The sequence below is a fragment of the Rhizobium sp. CF142 genome (assembly GCF_000281145.1).
GTDB lineage: Bacteria > Pseudomonadota > Alphaproteobacteria > Rhizobiales > Rhizobiaceae > Rhizobium.
Window position 1 is genome coordinate 67,916 of record NZ_AJWE01000042.1, and the last position, 18,145, is coordinate 86,060.

An 18,145-nucleotide genomic window follows, 5' to 3' on the forward strand; every position below is an offset into this window, starting at 1 on the left:
TCCGTTGAGCCAGGCCAACGGAGCTAGAAGCCTGCCTTTCGCAGAGCCTCGCGATACTGTTCCTTCTGCCACGCCTCCTTGAAGGGCACGAGCGTCAACCATCTATCGACGTCGAAATCGGGATTGGTTTCGCGTGCCTTGCGCATGTAGAAGCGGGCCTTTTTCACGTCGCCGAGCATCGCCCAGCAGGCGGATGCAAGCCGGTCGGCCGGCGTGCGATCATCCATTCTGCCGATTGCATCCAGCGCTTCCCTATAGCGGAAAAGGGCAAAATTCGCGCCGGCCTCGGTCCAGAGATAATCGGCGGGGCTCAGCGGATTGAGCGAGATCGCCCGCTCGATCTTGGCAAGCCCGTCGGCCGGGCGCGAGGCATGCACCAGTGTATCCGCATAGCTTGCGATGCCATCGGCATAATGGGGGCTCAGTTCCTCGGCGACCTTCAGCGCCACTACGCTTTCATCGAGTTCGTTCAGATAGAGCTTGGCGACGCCGAGCTGGCGGAAGCCGGAAGCCAGCGACGGATCGGCGACGATCGCCCGGTTTGCATAGTCTTCCGAAAGGCGGATCAGCTCTCCGTCGCCGCGAGCCGTCAGCAGCCATTCCATCAGGAAGGTGTGCGCAAGGCCGGCGAGCGCCGGTGAGAAATGCGCGCTGTGCTGGACGGCGTCGCGGAAAGCCTTCCGGGCGCGCCGGATGTCGGGCAGGGAAAGCCGCTTCATGTCCCGGAAGCCCAGGAGATAGCTGTGATAGGCGGCCGGATTGTTTTCGAAAGCTCCGCGCACGCTCTCGTTCTGGCGGATGTGACTGGAGAGCTCCTTGGCAATGCGCCGCGCGATCTCCCGCCGGTCGGTGATCAGGTCGTATTTTTCGAGGCTGAAGCGCTCGGCCCAGATGACCTCGTCATTGGCGGCATAGACGAGCTGAACGAACAGCGACGGAGTGGCGCCACCGGCTGTCAATCGCGTGTCGAGCACGTAGGAGATCGAATGGCGCAGGATCATGCCCGACCGGTCGGCATGGCGGGCGATCCGTGCGGCGGTATGGGGTGCAACGACCGAAACGCTATTCAGGGCGCAAAGGCCGATGGTCACGTCCTCGATCAGCGCCCCCGAAAGTATCGGCGCGAGACCGGCCTCGTTGGCTTCGACAGGCGGCAACAGGGCGAGGCGGGGCAAAGGCGCAGCTTTCAGAATGATACCGCTTTCCATCGCCGGCGCGGCGGCCAAGGCTGGCACCCTGCTGGCATCGAAAATCTTGCGCACTTCCTTCAGGGCCTGCAGATCTAGGCCGATCTCCAGCGAGTGCTGGAGGTCGCGGCTGCGGCTCTCGAAAAGCTGCCTGGCGGTTTCCAGATGCCCTTCGGCCTCATAGGCTTGCAGCAGAATATGGCGGATGTTTTCGTCATCGGGGGCATCGCGGAAGATCCTGAGCGCGGCCTCCTTGATGAGGCCGATATCGGCCCGCGAGTGCGCTTCCGGCAGCGCTCGCTTCAGCGCGTCGACGAGGATTGCCATATGCCGGTTGCGCTCGCTGGATACCCATTCTCGTATGCTGACGCTTTGATCTGCGAGTTCGGCGAGGAAATCCGGTTGCAACAGGGATACGAGCCTTCGCAGCACATCGAGAGGATCGCCCGAGGACAGGATATCAAGTTCGGAGCGGTCAGCGACGAAGGCCTCCCGTCTGATCCGTACACCCGTCGCAGTAAAGACCAGCAACTCCACGCCGAGTTCTGCCTGCCGCGCCTGGACACGCGAGATCATCTTGCGCAGATTCGCCATGACATCGGGATTGCCAGCGCTGTCCCACAGGAAGCGGGCGAGTGTGCCGCGCGAATATTCGCTGTCAGGTCTGTCGAGCAGATAGCAAAGCGTCAACAAACCCTTTTCAGGGAAGGATACAGGCTCTCCCGCCGCGTTCAGCAGCCGCAATGCACCGAATGACTCGAGCCTGAGGGACATGGGACGGTATCGTCCGCTTTTACTCTGTGCGGGATTCCGGCTCGTCCATTCTCAGCGCGTTCAGCGGAATGTCGCTGCTTTCGGCCTGCGCCATCGCCTTGACGAGCGAGATGATCGTCTCGCGAATGCGCCGGTCCTCGATCTTCACGAAGGCCTTGTTGAGGACGAGACCTTCCTTCGACCGCAGAAATTCCGTGACCGGATCGGCGGGGGCGGACAAATCGAGGCCGGCGAGGCTCGGCGCTTCCGAATCGTCCTGCTCGAAAAAGAAGGCCGGCGAGGTGCGCAGCACTTCGGCGATCTTCTGCAGGCGGCTTGCGCCGATGCGGTTGATGCCCTTTTCGTATTTCTGCACTTGCTGGAAGGTAACGCCGATCTGTTCGGCAAGCCGCTCCTGGCTCATGCCGAGAAGCTGCCTGCGCCTGCGCATACGCATGCCGACATAGGTATCAATCGCGTTCGGTGTCTTGACGTTCATGGCCTACCTTCTGTCTCTTTCGCATTTCAGTCCATTGACTTGTAGACGGCATCGCGCCGCTTTTCTACGATTTGTTTTTGATATCATCTGAAGGCCGATCTTGATCGGCTCTGCTTTTTGTCTAATCCGGTTTTGCCACGCATCCTGGAATGCGATGGTCGGGTGTTCTTATGGAGATTAATTTTCATCTAAATCGGTAGAAAATTGGTATTCCATTCCGCGCCTGCCCCATCGCAAACCGCTATCACCTCTCCTGAACAACTCGAATGTCAAATGAGGGAACGCAATGCTTTCGAAATCCTTCGCCGGCCTCCTTGCCGGCGCGATCCTGGCAGCCTTCGTCGGCGCACCGGCACAGGCCGATGCGGTGAAAATCGGCAGCAAGAATTTCACCGAACAGTTCGTCGTCGCCGAGATCTACGCTCAGGCGCTTGAAAAGGCCGGCGTCGAGGTCGAGCGCCATCTCAATCTCGGTGCCACGCTCGTTGCCCATACCGCGCTGACGAACGGCGATATCGATCTCTACCCGGAATATACCGGCACGGCGCTGGCTGCCGTTGTCAAGGGTGATCTGTCGGGCTCTGCCGACAAGATCTATTCCGACGTCAAGGATTACTACGAAAAGAACCTCACGCTGACACTTCTGCAGCCGACGCAGATCAATAACGGCTATGCAATCATCACACTTCCGGAAACCGCCGAGAAGTACAAGCTGAAGACGCTGAGTGACCTTGGCCCGGTCTCCAAGAACTTGACCTTTGGCGCTGAGGGCGGCTTTGGCGAGCGCAAGGATGGCTTGCCGGGGTTGAAGCAGACCTACGGCATCGAGTTCAAGGAATTCAAGATCTTCGCCAAGCTCGGCATCCGCTACAGTGCGCTGACGAGCAAGGATCTCGACGTCTCCTACGGTTTTGCGACCGACTGGCAGATCTCTGACAACAAGCTGGTCGTGCTCGACGACGACAAGCATCTCTTCCCGCCCTATTACCTTGTACCGGTCGTGCGCCAGGATGCGCTCGCCAAGAACCCGAAGATCGCCGAGGTTCTGAACAAGGTGAGCCCTCTTCTCAACAACGAGACCATGCGCGAGCTGAACGCTAAGGTCGATCGCGACAAGGAAGAGCCGGCAGACGTCGCCGCGGAATTCCTGAAGGCCAAGGGCATCTGATCGACAGCGACGCGCAAGTTTCGCTTTCCATGAAGAAAAAATGCGGCGAAGCTTGCAGCTTCGCCGCTTTGTCGTGATCGTGCAGACAGGATTTCTCGCGTTTGAACTGGGCACCCAAGCATATTCCGGAAATCACGCTTGCCGTCTGGCAGCATCTGGTGCTGTCGATTTCATCCGTGCTCATCGGCCTTGCGATCGCGCTCGTGCTCGGCATCGTCTGCGCCCGCCGGCCGAGGCTCTATGCCTTCGCGCTGACGGTGACGAATATCATCTTCGTCATTCCGAGCCTTGCGCTCTTTGCGCTGCTGATCCCCTTCGTCGGCCTCGGTATGAAGCCGGCGCTGATCGGGCTTTCCTCCTATTGCCTACTGATCCTGCTGCGCAACGTCGTTACCGGTATCCGCGGCGTTCCGGTCGATGTGCTCGACGCTGCCAACGGCATGGGTTATGGCCCGTGGCAGCGGCTCTTCCGCATCGAACTGCCGCTCGCCCTGCCGCTGATCGTCTCCGGCGCCCGCATTGCGCTCGTCACAGTCATCGGTATTGCCACGGTCGCTGCCTTTATCGATGGCGGGGGGCTCGGCACGATCATCCTGATCGGCATCGATCAGGAATATGCCGAGAAGATCCTGGTCGGCGGCATTCTGACGGCACTGCTGGCCATCATCTTCGATTTCATTCTCACCCGGGCCGAGCAGGCTCTGGTGCGCTGGCAGTGAGGGTACGCGTATGCTGAGCACTGCCTTTTTCTGGATCGTCGATCACCAGGACGAATTCTTCCGCGCCCTCGGCCGCCATCTCCTGATGTCCGGCGTGTCACTGGCGATCGCACTCGTCATTGCGCTGCCATTGGCGATCCTGATCGTCAATCACGGTCGCTTCGCCTTTGGCGTCATCAACATCGTCAATGGCCTCAGGACCATTCCGAGCCTTGCGATCCTGGCGATCATGCTGCCGCTTCTCGGCATCGGCATCCTGCCGTCGATCGTGGCGCTGACGGTGCTTGCCCTGCCGCCGATCCTGCTCAATGCCTATGTCGGATTGCGCGATGTCGATGCCGATGCGGTGGAGGCGGCGATCGGCATGGGCATGAGCAGAAGCCAGGTCCTGCGCAAGGTCCGTATTCCGCTGGCGGCCCCCGCCATGTTTGCCGGCGCCCGCACGGCGGCCGTCCAGGTACTGGCCGGAGCGACGCTTGCGCCCTTTATCGGCGGCGGCGGGCTCGGCGACTTCATCGCCACGGGCATCGGCATGATGGACATGTCGCGGCTCATCGTCGGCGCCGTGCCGATCGCGATCCTGGCGCTCGCCACCGAATTCATCCTCGGCCGCGCCGAGAAGCATCTGTTTGCAGAAAGAACCGCCGCATGATCCGCATGGAGAACGTCACCAAGCGCTACGGCGAAAGCGTTGCGCCTTCGGTGGACAATCTGACGCTTGATGTGCCCGAGGGCTCGACGGTCGCGCTGATTGGCCCGTCTGGCTGCGGCAAGACGACGACGATGCGCATGATCAATCGGTTGATAGAGCCGACAGAGGGGCGCATCTTCGTCAATGGCGAGGACGTGACAAAAGCCGATCCGGTCAAGCTTCGCCGCCATATCGGTTACGTCATCCAGAATGTCGGTCTCTTTCCGCACATGACGATCGCCGAAAACATCGCGGCCGTGCCGAACCTGCTCGGCTGGGACCAGCCGCGGATCGTAAAGCGCACTGATGAACTTCTCGATCTCGTCGGCCTCGATCCCAAGGAAATGCTGAAGCGCTATCCGCGCCAGCTCTCCGGCGGCCAGCGCCAGCGCATCGGTGTGGCGCGCGCCCTTGCCGCCGATCCCTCGGTGCTGTTGATGGACGAGCCCTTCGGCGCCATCGATCCGATCGCCAGAACCCGGCTGCAGGACGAGTTCAAGCAGATTCTGAAACGCGTGCGCAAGACGGTGGTGCTGGTCACCCACGATCTCGACGAGGCGATCCGCCTCGGCGACCGGATCGCCATCATGCGCGCCGGCAAGATCGTGCAATATGATGCGCCGGATGCGATCCTCTCCCATCCGGCCGACGATTTCGTCGCCAACTTCGTCGGCATAGACCGGGCGATCAAGCGACTCAGCCTGTTTTCGGTCGCCGACGCGATGCGGTCCGATGCCCCCTCGTCACCTGCCGCCAGCGTCGCCGCAAACGCCAATCTACGCGATGCCCTGTCGCTGATGGTTGCCGCCAACAGCGATGTGCTTTCGGTGGTTGATGGCGGTGGCATTGTTACCGGGCAGCTGACGCGCGACGCGATTTTCTCGATCTGAGTGCAGGAGTTTCTGATGCATCTCGGCTTTTCCCTCACGCCTTTCGGCCATCACCCATCTGCTTGGCGCGACGCCGGAAGGCCTGAACATCTCGGTTTTGAAGCGCTGCTTTCCGAGGTTGCGAAAGCGGAAGAGGCGGGTTTCGATTTCGTCCTGCTTTCGGACCGGCTCGGTGCCCGGCCGGTCGATGATCTCTCGCCCATTGCTACGCCCTTCGAGCCGACGACGCTGGTCGCGGCTCTTGCGACGAAGGCGCGCCGGATCGGTTTCCTGGCAGCCGCTGCAACCAGTCAGCACGAGCCCTATAATCTCGCCCGGCGCTTTGCCTCGCTGGATCAGATCAGCAGCGGCCGCACAGGCTGGGTAGCCATCCCCGCATCCGGCCAATTCGAACGCGACCAGGAATATCTCGGCCTTGTGAGCGCGCTTTGGGATAGCTGGGAAGACGATGCCTTCATCTACGACAAAACTGAGGGCCGCTTCTTCGAGCCAGACAAGATGCATGTGCTCAACCACAGGGGCGCGCATTTTACGGTGCGCGGGCCGCTCAACGTCAACCGCTCGCCGCAGGGCAAACCGATCATCGCCCAGCTTATGAGCGGTGAAAGCAAAGCGTTGGCTGCGCAACGTGCTGAAGTCGTCCTGCTTCAAGATCGGACACCGGAAAGTGCAAACGAGACGGCAGCCGACTTCGTGCGCCTGCTCGAAGCCGCTGGCCGCCGACGGCAGGACGTGCGGATACTGGCAAATATAGTGCCAATCATCGCAGAGACGTCTGAAGCGGCGCAGGCGGCAAGCGATGCGCTCCGATTTGGTGAGGCCGACCGGGCGAGCCAACCGCTTTCCGCGTCACGCCTCGTCGGCACGCCGGCTGACATCGCCGATTCCCTGCAGCGACGGTTCGGCCTCGGCCATGTCGACGGTTTCACGATACTACCTCCGACGGTCGCGATCGGGGACCTGTTCTTGACGGAGGTGGTTCCGGAATTGCGCCGCCTCGGATTGATCAAGGCGAATACCGGTAGAACGTTGCGCGATCGTCTTGGTCTTGTCCGTCCGGCTCACCCGACGGCAATGTTGGAGCATGCATCATGAGCGGCGATCGCAAGATGAGACTGGGCGCCTTCCTGATGGCGGGCGGGCATCACATCGCGGCCTGGCGGCATCCGGATGCCCATGCCCCGGCCGGCGTCGATATCGACCATTTCATCGAGCTTGCCCGTATCGCCGAGCGCGGCAAATTCGACATGCTCTTCGTGGAAGACGCCGCCGCCATTCGCGAGCGCAATCCTGATATGGCAAGCCAGGCGGCGCGCTCGACGGCTTTCGAACCGTTGAGCCTGCTTGCCGCCCTTGCCGTCAACACTACGTATATCGGCCTCGTGGCGACCGCATCGACGACCTATAACGAGCCCTACGGCCTTGCCCGCACCTTCGCCTCGCTCGATCAGTTAAGCGGCGGCAGGGCAGGGTGGAACCTTGTCACGTCGGCAAGCGAGCTCGAGGCGGAGAATTTCGCAAGCAGCGGCCTTCGCCCGCATTCCGAGCGCTACGAACGGGCCGAGGAATTTGCCGATGCAGCACTCGCCCTCTGGGACGGCGTGGAGGAGGGGGCCCATCTTCCTGAGGGCGGGGCTCAATTTGTCGATCGCACCAGGCTCCATCCGGTGCATCATCGCGGCAAGCATTTTACAGTCGAGGGTCTGCTCGAAAGCCCACGCTCAGCGCAGGGCCGGCCGATCATGGTGCAGGCCGGTGCCTCCGATGTCGGTAAAGAACTTGCGGCTAGAACGGCCGATGTCGTTTTTGCCGCCTCCCAGACGCTTGCCGAAGCCCAGTCCTACTATGCCGATGTGAAGTCGCGCCTCACCAAATACGGGCGCAAGCCCGACGACATCAAGATCATGCCCGGCATGTCGCCGATTGTTGGCACGACGGAAGCCGAGGCGAAGGCGAAATACCGGGCGCTGCAGGAACTCATCCCCGACGCCGTCGGGGTGGCTCTGCTTGCAAGCTATCTCAGCATCCAGGACCTTTCGGCCTATCCGCTCGATGGGCCGCTGCCTGATATGCCGCAGACCAACCTCATCCAGAGCCGCCAGCAGCTGATCATCGATCTCGGCAAGCGTGAGAACCTTTCGATCCGCGAACTTGCCCGTCATTTTGCCGGCGCACGCGGCCACTGGCAGGTTGCCGGCACGCCGGCGCAGATCGTCGATGCGATGGAAGAACGCTTCAGCGAAGGTGCTGCCGACGGCTTTAACGTCATGGCGCCGCTCTTTCCCTCGGGGCTCGAGGATTTCGTCACCCATGTCGTGCCGGAACTGCGTCGCCGCGGCCTCTTCCGGCAAGACTATGAGGGCCGCACGCTTCGCCAGAACCTCGGCCTCAGTGCGCCCGTCAAAAGATAAAACGAGATGACAATGGATCCGATCTATATCGACTATCTGAATGCCTTCGACATCGAGGCGCTCGACCTGAGCAACGATGAAATCCTGGCGGCGATTGAAACCTCGCTAGCTGCCCAGGGCAGGGGCCAGACCGTGATCGAGCCGCGTGTTCATCTCGAGCCGGATGCGAGCTTTCATGGCCATTTCAACGTGTTGCGCGGTTATGTGGCGCCGCTTGGCCTGGCCGGGGTGAAGGTCGTCGGCGACTATGTCGACAACTACAAGCTCGGCTATCCCTCCGAATTCGGCGTGCTCAACCTCTTCGATCCGCGCACCGGCGTGCCGAAGGCGATCCTTGATGCGACCGTTATCACCGATATGCGCACGGGCGCCGTCACCGCGCTTGGCGCTCGGCATCTCGCCCGCAAGGGTTCGAAGGTACTCGGCCATATCGGCGCGCGCGGCACGGCGTATTGGAACGTCCGCCTGCTCGATCATCTCTTTGATTTCGACGAGATTCGCGTGCATTCGCGCCGTCCGGAAAGCCGTGATACCTTCGGCGCCAGGCTCGAGGCCGACCTCGGCAAGAAGATCACCGTGGTCGACAACTGGCGCGACTGCGTGGAGGGCGCCGATATCGTCGTCGAGGCATCGCGGCTATCGCAACCCGAGCCGCTTCTGAAGACGGAGTGGATCAAGAAGGGCGCCTTCGTCGTGCCCTACGGCACGATGAGTGCCGTCGAACTGTCGCTGACCGACATCATGGCCAAACTCGTCGTCGACGATTGGGGTCAGTGCAAGACCGGCAAATTCGGCTCGCTGCGCGCCCATGTCGAGACCGGCAGGCTTTCCGAGGAGACGCTGCATGCCGAACTCGGACAGGTCGTCGCCGGCCTGAGGCCCGGCCGTGAGAGTGACGACGAGACCATCCTGCTCTGGCACCGTGGCTTGTCGCTCAGCGACATCGCGCTTGGCCACGCGCTGCTTTCCAAGGCGCGCTCGGCCGGGATCGGCCAGAGGCTGCGCTTCGCATGACGGAAATCCTGCTGACCGGCTCCGGCATCACCATTGCCGACATCGTGGCAATCGCCCGTGGCGATGCCACCGTCGCGGCTTCCGATGTGGTCCGTGAGCGGCTGATTGCCGCGCGGCGTGTCCTGGAAGGTGCCGCAGCGGCTGGTCAGCAGATCTACGGCATGAACACCGGGCTCGGCGCCAATCTGAAGACAGCGGTGACTGGCGATTTCGAAGCCTTTCAACTGCAACTGATCCGCGGCCGTGGCATGGCGGTGGGTGAAGCGCTGCCGCGCGATGCGACGCGTGCGGTCATCGCCGCCAGGCTCTGCATGCTGGCCGTTGGCGGATCCGGCATTTCGCTGTCCGTCTTCGGGGCGCTGCTTGCCATGCTGAACGCCGGCGTTCATCCGGTGATGCCGTCAATCGGCTCGATCGGTGCGGGTGACCTCGTGCTGCTGTCTGCCATGGCCCGCGTCCTGGTCGGCGAAGGAAAAGCCGAATATCGCGGCATCGTCTATCCGGCGAATGAAGCCCTTGAGCTTGCGGGCCTTGCGCCGGCGGGCCTGCGGCCAAAGGACGGGATTTCGCTTCTCAATGCTTCAGCCGTCTCCGCAGGTCGGGGCGCCCTCGTATTGCACGACGCCAAACGACTGCTCGATGCCCAGCGCCGGGCGGCTGCCTTGAGCTTCGAAGGCCTTGCCGGCAATCCGCTCATCCTCTCGCCGGCGATCCAACGCGCCCGGCCAGCCGCGGGCCAGGCAGAGGAAGCCAGCCGGCTGCTGCAGATGCTTGAGGGCTCGACACTTTTCGACGCGAGCGCCGCTATCCAGGATCCGCTCAGCTTGCGCTGCCTTGCACCCATCCATGGCGCACTGGCCGATGCGCTGTCGAAGGCGATCGAAGCCATCGAGATCGAACTGAATGCCGCGGCCGACAATCCCGTTGTTCTCCTGGAAGAGCAACAGGTGCTGTCATCAGGCAACTTCCAGACGCCGGCGCTTTCGCTTGCCTTCGAGACATTGGGGCTCGCGGCCGCTCAGGCAGCTGCGGCATCCGCCGCACGCTTCATCCAGCTGACTGGCTCGGGTCGCAACGGCCTGCCGCGCTATCTCTCCCCGGTCGGCGGTCCATCGGCGGGGTTCGTGCCGATGCAGAAGACAGTTGCGGCGCTGATGGCCGATATCAGGCACAAGGCCAATCCTGTCATGCTCGACTTCCTTGCCGTGTCGGAAGGTGTCGAGGATCATGCAACGCAATCGTCCCTTGCCGTGCGCAAGCTCGGCGAGATGCTGGAGCTGTGGCGCGTGCTCATCGCCTGCGAAATGCTGGCGGCTGCCCAGGCCGTCGATCAGCGTCCCGGACACCGATGCGGACAGGCGACGAGAAAGACCCATGCCTTCGTTCGAGGCCTTGCGCCGGTCATGACGGAGGATCGTTCGCTCGGTGAAGACGTGGCCGTCCTTGCCTCGCGCCTGCTCGATGAACAGTACGGCGAGTGAAGAGCATGCATCTTGCCAGTCTTGCAATGTATGTCACGCCGCAACCGCTTGCAGACGCCACCACCGAACTCTGGTCGTTCCTTCGGCACTATCTTGCACAGGCCGGGCTTTCGGATCTGCCGGAGAGCCTCGACACCACGATCCCTTATGACGAGGCCTGGCTACGTGAGGACCTGCTCTTTTCTCAGACCTGCGGCTATCCCTATGTGAAGCGATTGCGTGGCAAGGTGCGCCTCGTTGCCACGCCTGTCTACGGTCATCCTGGCTGCAACGGACCGCTGATGCGCAGCTTCATCGTCGTGCGCCGCGCTTCCACCTTCGCTTCGCTGCAGGACCTGCGCGGCGCGACAGCTGCCATCAATAGTCCCGACAGCAATTCCGGGGCAAATCTGCTTCGAGCAACGGTCGCTCTGCTTGCCCGCAACGGACGCTTCTTCGGTGGCATCGTAAGGACGGGCAGCCATGGCGGCAGCATCGATGCGGTGTCGAATGGGCAGGCGGATTGCGCCGCAATCGATTGCATCACCTTTGCCAATCTCCTGCGTTTCACGCCCGCCCGCATGGAAGGCGTCCGCATCCTTGCAGAGACACCCGCAACGCCGGGTCTGCCCTTCATTACCGGAGGAGAGGTTTCGGATGCGGAAGTGGCATTGATGCGCGAGGCACTGGTCGCAGCGATCTCCGCACCATCGCTTTCCCACGTGCGCGATATTCTCGGCCTCGTCGATGTTGCGATGCTTACGGATGCCGACTACGAACCGGTTCTGTCGCTTGCCCGAGGGGCGCTAGAAACCGGTTACAGCGACTGGATGGATTGAAGTCTCCAAGGACGCCAACTCGTAAGACCGATTTTCCGCCCATCACGGCTGAACATTCAGGTGACAAGAAAAGCATCACCAAATTTGTGATATTGTGATTTATACTTGTTCCAATTTTGTGATTGTGCGATCCTTTCTGGCACCGAAGCCAACGATTTCGACGTGTCTCACGTGTGAGGGGAGAGTGTTCAATGGCGCGCATCACGCTCAGGCAGTTGCTGGATCACGCGGCGGAGGAGGGGTACGGCGTTCCCGCCTTCAATATCAATAACATGGAACAGGCGCTCGCCATCATGGAAGCCGCGGATGCGGCCCATGCGCCCGTCATCATGCAGGCATCGCGCGGCGCGCGCGCCTATGCTCATGACATCATGCTCAAGCACATGATGGACGCGGTCGTCGAAATCTACCCGCATATCCCGGTTTGCGTGCATCTCGACCACGGCAACGATCCGGCCAGCTGTATGACGGCCATCCAGGCGGGCTTTACCTCCGTGATGATGGATGGCTCGCTGAAAGCGGATGCGAAGACACCCGCCGACTGGGACTACAATGTCGGCGTGACCAAAAGAGTGACCGAGATGGCGCATTTCGGCGGTATTTCGGTTGAAGGCGAGCTCGGTGTGCTTGGCTCTCTGGAGACGGGCATGGGAGAGGCCGAAGACGGGCACGGCGCCGAAGGCAAACTGTCTCACGATCAACTGCTGACGAACCCGGACGAGGCGGTGAAATTCGTGCGCGAGACGCGGGTCGATGCTCTGGCGATCGCCATGGGCACCTCGCACGGCGCCTACAAATTCACGCGCAAGCCTGATGGTTCGGTGCTGGCGATGAGTGTCATCGAAGAGATCCACCGTAAGCTGCCGAATACGCATCTGGTCATGCACGGCTCGTCGTCGGTTCCGATCGAGCTTCAGGAGATCATCAACAAATATGGCGGTCGGATGGAGCCGACATGGGGCGTGCCCGTCGAAGAAATCCAGCGCGGCATCAAGAATGGCGTGCGCAAGGTGAATATCGACACCGACGGCCGGATGGCGATGACCGGGCAGATCCGCCGGATACTGCAGGAAGATCCGAGCGAATTCGATCCCCGCAAATATCTGAAGCCGGCGATGGCCGCGCTCACCAAGCTTTGCAAGGAGCGCTTCGAGCAGTTCGGCACTGCCGGCATGGCGGAGCGGATTACGCCCCTTCCTGTTTCGGCGATGGCAAAGCGCTATGCGTCCGGTGCGCTCGATCCGGTCTTTTCCTAGATCTCATCTGCTGGCAGGACGTGCACTCTTTCCCGGCTCGATATCCGGCTTACCGGCTGCCAGTGTCTGGCCGTGAAACGCCTTGAGCAGGGAGACGACGTCATTGATCTCGTGTTCGACGCGCGGAGCATCCCAGCCGAGCGCTTTCGCAGCGATGCCTGCAATATCGACCAAACCTTCATAGGTCAGCTGGCCCTCGATCGCGATCGTCGTACGCCGCAAAACGATATCCGAGAGATGGGCCACAAGCTCACTGCGCGCGATCCAGTCTATTTCCCGAAAGCTGTAATGTGCGGCTCCAGACAGGCGCTGCTCGTCGGAATGTTCGGAGGAGAATGTCGCCACCGCCTCGACCGTCGTTCCGTAGCGGTTCAGAAGCTGTTCTGCGCGGGCGGCCGTCATACCTGCAGCTTTCGCGATCCTGTCAACGAAGACCCGTCTTGCCTGCGCGTCGGTCGGAAATGCCTTTCCGCCACCGATCGCAAGGTAGCGGGTCGACTGCTTGCGCGAACGCTCCAGCCGGGAAAGAACACTGTCGGCAACCTCCTCGGCAAAACCGCGAAACGTCGTCCACTTGCCGCCGACCAGCGACATGATGGCAAAAGGCCGCTTGCCATCCGCTTCGGTGACCGGAGCTGAATGGTCGCGACTGATCAGGCCGGGCGCTGTTCCGTCGGAGGCGGGAAGCGGCCGGATGCCGCTATAGGTGTAGACGATCTGGTCGTGATCGAAGCGCAATGTCGGCAGCAGCGATCTGAGGCTCTGCAGGAAGTAATCAATTTCGGGTTCCTCGCAGCGCACAGTGTCGGGATCCCGGCTCGGGATATCCGTCGAGCCGACGAGCGCAAGCCCGAGATAGCCGTAGACTAGACAGATGCGGCCGTCATCGGCTTCGAAATAGATCATGTGGCCGTTGAGGCTGCGCACCAATTCGGGATGATCGATCAGGATATGCGAACCCTTCGTGCCGCCGATCAGGTGCGAGGGTGCGCCGAGCGCTTCGTTGACATGATCGATCCACGGGCCTGCCGCGTTCACGACGAGCCTCGGGCGCACCGAGAATTCGCCGCCATCCTCCCGTCGGAAGTTCAGACGGCCTTCCGAGCAGGCGGTCAGCGTGACGAAATTTGCCGCGGCACAATGCGGGTTCGCCTCCAGCCCATCCTTGACGAGTTCATAGACGAGGCGTTCCGGCCGGCTGATTTTTGCGTCGTAGTAGATGCCCCCGGCGACAATCGCCTGAGTCACATGCGGCATTTCCCGCCTGGCCTTCTTTTTCAGGATCAGCCGGTGGCGCGGCATTACGCGGTCGCGCGAACCGAAGAAGTCGTAAAGGGAAAGACCGATCTTGATGAGAACGGCGCCGCGACTGCGAGGCGCCGTCTTGGAGCCGAACAATGTCTGCAGTGCCGCCCAGATGCCGCGTGTCCACGAAAAGATCGGAATGAATGTCGGCAACGCTTCGACGCAATGCGGCGCGTTTTTCAAGAGCAGATTACGCTCCAGCGTGGATTGGGCAACCAGGCCGAATTCTCCGGTTTCCAGATATTTCAATCCACCGTGAATGAGGCGAGACGGCGCAGCACTTGTCCCGGAACCAAAGTCCGATTTGTCGACGATCATGCAGCTGACGCCCTGAGCCGCGAGGTCGCGAAACAGTCCGGCGCCATTGATGCCTGCTCCAAGGATCACGACGTCGACATCGTGCTCGCGGATATCCGGGCTGCGCCCAAGCGTGTCGGGGGTCATGGTGCTGTTGTCCTAAACTGCGGCCTCTGCCGCGCTGTCCTGCGCAAGGCCGGCGATCTTCGGCCAAAGCGGCGTCATTGTTTCTGCAATTTCGAGGAAAAGCCGGTAGCGCTTTTCGTAATCGGCGCTACGGGCAGCGTCCGGCTTGCAGGTCTTGCCCTGCTTGTCCTTTGTTGGAGTGCTTTGCGGGTCCGGGTAAAGACCAGCGCCTGCGCCAGCGCAAATGGCAGCCCCCCAAGCCGCCGCCTCATCGGTACCGGTGACCGTCACCGGCATTGCAAGCACATCGGCAAATAGCTGCGCGACTGCGGGATTGCGTGACACGCCGCCGGCAAGTCGCGCCTCCTTGACGGCAAAGCCGTCGCGCAGGGCATCGACATGGATGCGATGGTTGAACGCGATGCCTTCCATGACAGCCCTCAGCATGTCGCCGCGGTCATGCCAGCCTCCGAGCCCGAAGAAGCTTGCACTTGCCGATGCGCCGTAGGGAGAGCCGAAGAGATAGGGGTGGAAAAGCACCGATGACGGGCGGTCAAAAGCTGCGTGGATCTCCGATGCCAGCAAAGTGTGAATGGACGTGCCCTTGGCTTCGCAGTCCGTCGACTCGCGGCCACATAGTTTTTCGATGAACCATTCGTAGTTCGCGCTCGATGCGGGCGAAATCGACATGCTGTTCCAGACGCCTGGCGCAATTCCATTGCGGCAGAACCAGCGTCGATCGACGCGCGGTTCGAAAGACAGCGTCTCATTGATCGAATAAGTTCCAGCGATGACGGCGACGATGCCGTCGGCATAACCACCCGCGCCGAGCGCCGAAGCGGTCACGTCATGCAATCCGGCAGCCACGGGCGTGCCCTCAAGGAGGCCCGTCAACCGCGCTGCATCGGCCGTTATTCGTCCAACGATCTCGTCCGAGCGCGAGGCCGGCGGCAGAGCTCTGGCAAGCGCCTGCAAGCCGAACAGGCGCAGGGCGTCCTCACTATAGTCTTGTGTTCTGACATCGGTGAAGGAGGTGCTCGCTTCGGTGCGATCGGTACCGACGGTGCCGGTCAGGCAAAATCGCAGCCAGTCCTTGCAGCTCATGATGTGGCCGATACGTTTAAACCGTTCCGGCTCATGATCCCGGATCCAGGCCAGCAGCGCCGACGGGGCGGAGACATGGGGCACCTGACCTGTGAGCGCGATCGCCTCGTCGGCGACCTTGTTGTCAGTCCATTGATCGACGATATCACCCGCCCGGCTGTCCAGGGATACGATACCATTGCCAAGCGGCTCCTGCGCCTGATCCAGCACATAAATGCCATCGCCATGCGCCGTTGCCGCCACGGCCTGGATATCGCTTGCCGGCCGGCCACTGAGGACGACCGCCTCGCGGATCGCCTCAGCCGTCGCGGTCCATAATTCGCGCATGTCCCGTTCCACGAAACGCGGCCTCGGGATGAGCTGGCTAACGCGCCGCCGGGCGACGGCGATCGGCGTGCCGTCGATGTCGAAAATGACGGCCTTCGTGACAGTCAGGCCACTATCAATCCCGAGCAGACTCGGCATGCGCAATCACCTTTCTATCGCGACCGAACGGGCCGCTCACATGCGCCCGTTGCCGGTCCTGGCAACGACGACGTTGATATCCCTGGAGCGCATCCGGTCGATGTGCACGGGCAGGGTCTTGTCGTCGACGATGACGACGTCGAATTCATCGAGCGCCGCGAAGCTGTGAAGCGCGCGCCGTTCGAATTTGGTGTGGTCGGCAAGCAGGATGCGTTTGACGGAACAGTCGAACATGGCGCGCTTCGTATCGACAGTCTCGGGCGACTGATGCAGCACGATGCCGTCGTTAATGGCCGACATAGAAATAAACGCGATATCCGCCCGCAATCCCCTGATCTCGTTGATCGTCATGCGTCCCATGAAAGCATTGCACCAGTTGTAATACTGGCCGCCGAGCGCGAGCAGGGTGACGTCGTGCATGCCGGTCAACGCGTTCATCAGCGTCAGCGAATTGGTGATGGCAGTGATCGGCACTTTCGAGGAGAGATGCGATGCCATCTGCAGGACGGTCGTGGAATCGTCGAAAAAGATGGCCTGTCCCGGTTCGACGAACTGCATGGCAGCCTCGGCGATCACTTTCTTTTCCGCTGACTGCCGGCTCGAGCGGTAGACATCGCTGGATTCGATAAGGTTGGTGGCAGCCGCCGTAACGATGCCGCGTGTCTTCCGGAAGATCCCGCGGCTCACGAGCTCATCCACATCGCGATGCGCCGTCATGAGGCTGATGCCGAAACGATCGGTCAGATCCTCGATCCGCATCGAACCTTCGCTCATGACGGCCTCCGCAATCATCCGCCGGCGCGCGACCTGGCGTGTCTGACGGCTGTCGCTGGTCAGCTGATCCAACAGCTCATCGCCCTGATTGGTCTTCTGTGTCACGGGTCACCCTTGTCGCTGAATTCCATATCCCAGCTTCGTATAGTGATTGCCATGCCAAGGCAAAGAAGGCGAAAGCGGCTTGATGCGGTCGAAAAGGTCAAGGAGGGCGCCTGGTCGAGCGCCCTCTTTCTGATTAATGTGACAGAACGAACGGGCCGGTATACTTGTCGATATTGTCCTTGGTGATCAGGAGGCAATCAAACAGCTGCTTTTCGCTCTTGGCGCCGGTGCTGCCCGTCTTGATGACGTTATCAGCCTGTTTGACGGCTTCCTCGGAGAAGACGGCGACGGGCTGCAGGACGGTATATTGCAGTTCGCCCGCCTTGATCGCGGCGACCGCATCCGGCGAACCGTCGAAGCCGCCGACCTTGATGTTGGCGAGCTTGCCGGCTTCCTTCAGTGCCGCGATGGCGCCGAGCGCCATTTCGTCGTTGCCGGAGATTACGCCGATAATGTCGGGATTGGCCTGCAGCATGGACTGCATCTTGTTGTGACCCTGGGTGCGGTCCCAGTTGGCAACTTCCTTGGCGACCTTCTGGAGATCGGGGTACTGGGTCAGAACGGTCTCATAGCCGTTCGAGCGCGTGGCGGCATTGTTGTCCGACGGGGCACCGAGGAGCTCGGCATACTTGCCCTTGTCACCGACCGCTTCGACCCACTGTTGCGCACCGATTGCGGCACCCTGGGCGTTGTTCGAAACGAGCTGAGCCTTGGCGAGGCCTTCCTGGTTGATCTCGGCATTGACGAGGATGACCGGGATACCTGCGGCAACTGCCTTCTTGACCGCGCCGATGGAACCGTCGGCATTTGCCGGGTCAAGAATGATCGCGACCGACTTGTTGGTGATGGCGGTATCGATCATGTTGCTTTCGGTGTTGGTGTCGCCCTTATGCGCACTGACCGAGGCGGTATAGCCGAGCTTTTCGGCTGTCGCCTTGGCGACGTTGCCCTCCGTCAGCCAGTAGGGGTTGGACGGATCATTGACGATGATCGTCATCTGGCCTGCCGCCCAGGCGGAGCTGACGAGGATCGGGGCGACAGCCGCGGCTGCCAGAAGAATGCGCATGCCTTTCTTAAACATA

General features: G+C 61.4%; 16 protein-coding genes. 10 read left to right on the plus strand and 6 right to left on the minus strand.

What is annotated here, in order from left to right; all coding sequences use genetic code 11:
• Positions 1-23: 23 nt before the first annotated feature.
• Both PMI11_RS11740 and PMI11_RS11745 read right to left on the minus strand, forming a co-directional pair.
• The gene (locus PMI11_RS11740; protein ID WP_007817018.1) at positions 24-1,961 is read right to left on the minus strand and encodes a hypothetical protein; all 1,938 of its coding nucleotides are present in this window, start codon (positions 1,959-1,961) and stop codon (positions 24-26) included.
• 19 nt (positions 1,962-1,980) lie between these two features.
• Positions 1,981-2,439 (minus strand): helix-turn-helix domain-containing protein, encoded by a 459-nt coding sequence (locus tag PMI11_RS11745; protein ID WP_007817020.1) that lies wholly within the window; start codon positions 2,437-2,439, stop codon positions 1,981-1,983.
• 286 nt (positions 2,440-2,725) lie between these two features.
• Here PMI11_RS11745 and PMI11_RS11750 point away from each other — a divergent pair, with 286 nt between their 5' ends.
• From PMI11_RS11750 to fba, 10 genes are all read left to right on the plus strand, one after another.
• Positions 2,726-3,607, plus strand: a complete 882-nt coding sequence (locus tag PMI11_RS11750; protein ID WP_007817022.1) for a glycine betaine ABC transporter substrate-binding protein — start codon at positions 2,726-2,728, stop codon at positions 3,605-3,607.
• Between the two features lie 101 nt (positions 3,608-3,708).
• A complete protein-coding gene (locus PMI11_RS11755; RefSeq protein WP_007817024.1) occupies positions 3,709-4,326 on the plus strand; it encodes an ABC transporter permease in 618 nt (205 codons plus the stop codon).
• 10 nt (positions 4,327-4,336) lie between these two features.
• The gene (locus PMI11_RS11760) at positions 4,337-4,978 is read left to right on the plus strand and encodes an ABC transporter permease (protein WP_007817026.1); all 642 of its coding nucleotides are present in this window, start codon (positions 4,337-4,339) and stop codon (positions 4,976-4,978) included.
• A complete protein-coding gene (locus PMI11_RS11765; RefSeq protein WP_007817029.1) occupies positions 4,975-5,907 on the plus strand; it encodes an ABC transporter ATP-binding protein in 933 nt (310 codons plus the stop codon). Before PMI11_RS11760 ends, PMI11_RS11765 begins: the two co-directional genes overlap by 4 nt.
• A gap of 15 nt (positions 5,908-5,922) precedes the next feature.
• The gene (locus PMI11_RS11770; protein ID WP_007817031.1) at positions 5,923-7,002 is read left to right on the plus strand and encodes an LLM class flavin-dependent oxidoreductase; all 1,080 of its coding nucleotides are present in this window, start codon (positions 5,923-5,925) and stop codon (positions 7,000-7,002) included.
• Entirely contained in the window at positions 6,999-8,318 is a 1,320-nt protein-coding gene (locus PMI11_RS11775) for an LLM class flavin-dependent oxidoreductase (RefSeq protein WP_007817033.1), read from the plus strand. The genes PMI11_RS11770 and PMI11_RS11775 overlap by 4 nt, the downstream gene beginning before the upstream one ends.
• Before the next feature lie 12 nt (positions 8,319-8,330).
• Entirely contained in the window at positions 8,331-9,332 is a 1,002-nt protein-coding gene (locus PMI11_RS11780; protein WP_007817035.1) for an ornithine cyclodeaminase family protein, read from the plus strand.
• Complete coding sequence (gene hutH, locus PMI11_RS11785) at positions 9,329-10,813, plus strand: HAL/PAL/TAL family ammonia-lyase (protein WP_007817037.1); 1,485 nt, start codon at positions 9,329-9,331, stop codon at positions 10,811-10,813. The genes PMI11_RS11780 and hutH overlap by 4 nt, the downstream gene beginning before the upstream one ends.
• 5 nt (positions 10,814-10,818) lie before the next feature.
• Positions 10,819-11,631: a phosphate/phosphite/phosphonate ABC transporter substrate-binding protein gene (locus tag PMI11_RS11790; RefSeq protein ID WP_007817039.1), complete on the plus strand. Its 813-nt coding sequence runs from the start codon at positions 10,819-10,821 to the stop codon at positions 11,629-11,631.
• Positions 11,632-11,822: 191 nt separating this feature from the next.
• Positions 11,823-12,887: a class II fructose-bisphosphate aldolase gene (fba, locus tag PMI11_RS11795; RefSeq protein WP_007817042.1), complete on the plus strand. Its 1,065-nt coding sequence runs from the start codon at positions 11,823-11,825 to the stop codon at positions 12,885-12,887.
• Between the two features lie 3 nt (positions 12,888-12,890).
• Here fba and PMI11_RS11800 read toward each other — a convergent pair whose 3' ends face one another.
• The 4 genes from PMI11_RS11800 to PMI11_RS11815 all read right to left on the minus strand — a co-directional run bounded on the left by PMI11_RS11800 (position 12,891) and on the right by PMI11_RS11815 (position 18,144).
• Positions 12,891-14,636 carry a glycerol-3-phosphate dehydrogenase/oxidase gene (locus PMI11_RS11800; RefSeq protein WP_007817044.1) on the minus strand — a complete coding sequence of 582 codons (1,746 nt, stop codon included), beginning with the start codon at positions 14,634-14,636 and terminating at the stop codon, positions 12,891-12,893.
• A gap of 12 nt (positions 14,637-14,648) precedes the next feature.
• The gene (locus PMI11_RS11805; protein WP_007817047.1) at positions 14,649-16,184 is read right to left on the minus strand and encodes an FGGY-family carbohydrate kinase; all 1,536 of its coding nucleotides are present in this window, start codon (positions 16,182-16,184) and stop codon (positions 14,649-14,651) included.
• A gap of 36 nt (positions 16,185-16,220) precedes the next feature.
• Positions 16,221-17,063, minus strand: coding sequence for a DeoR/GlpR family DNA-binding transcription regulator (locus tag PMI11_RS11810; protein WP_007817050.1), 843 nt, complete (start codon positions 17,061-17,063; stop codon positions 16,221-16,223).
• Positions 17,064-17,196: 133 nt separating this feature from the next.
• Positions 17,197-18,144, minus strand: a complete 948-nt coding sequence (locus PMI11_RS11815; RefSeq protein ID WP_007817052.1) for a D-ribose ABC transporter substrate-binding protein — start codon at positions 18,142-18,144, stop codon at positions 17,197-17,199.
• Position 18,145 lies beyond the last annotated feature (1 nt).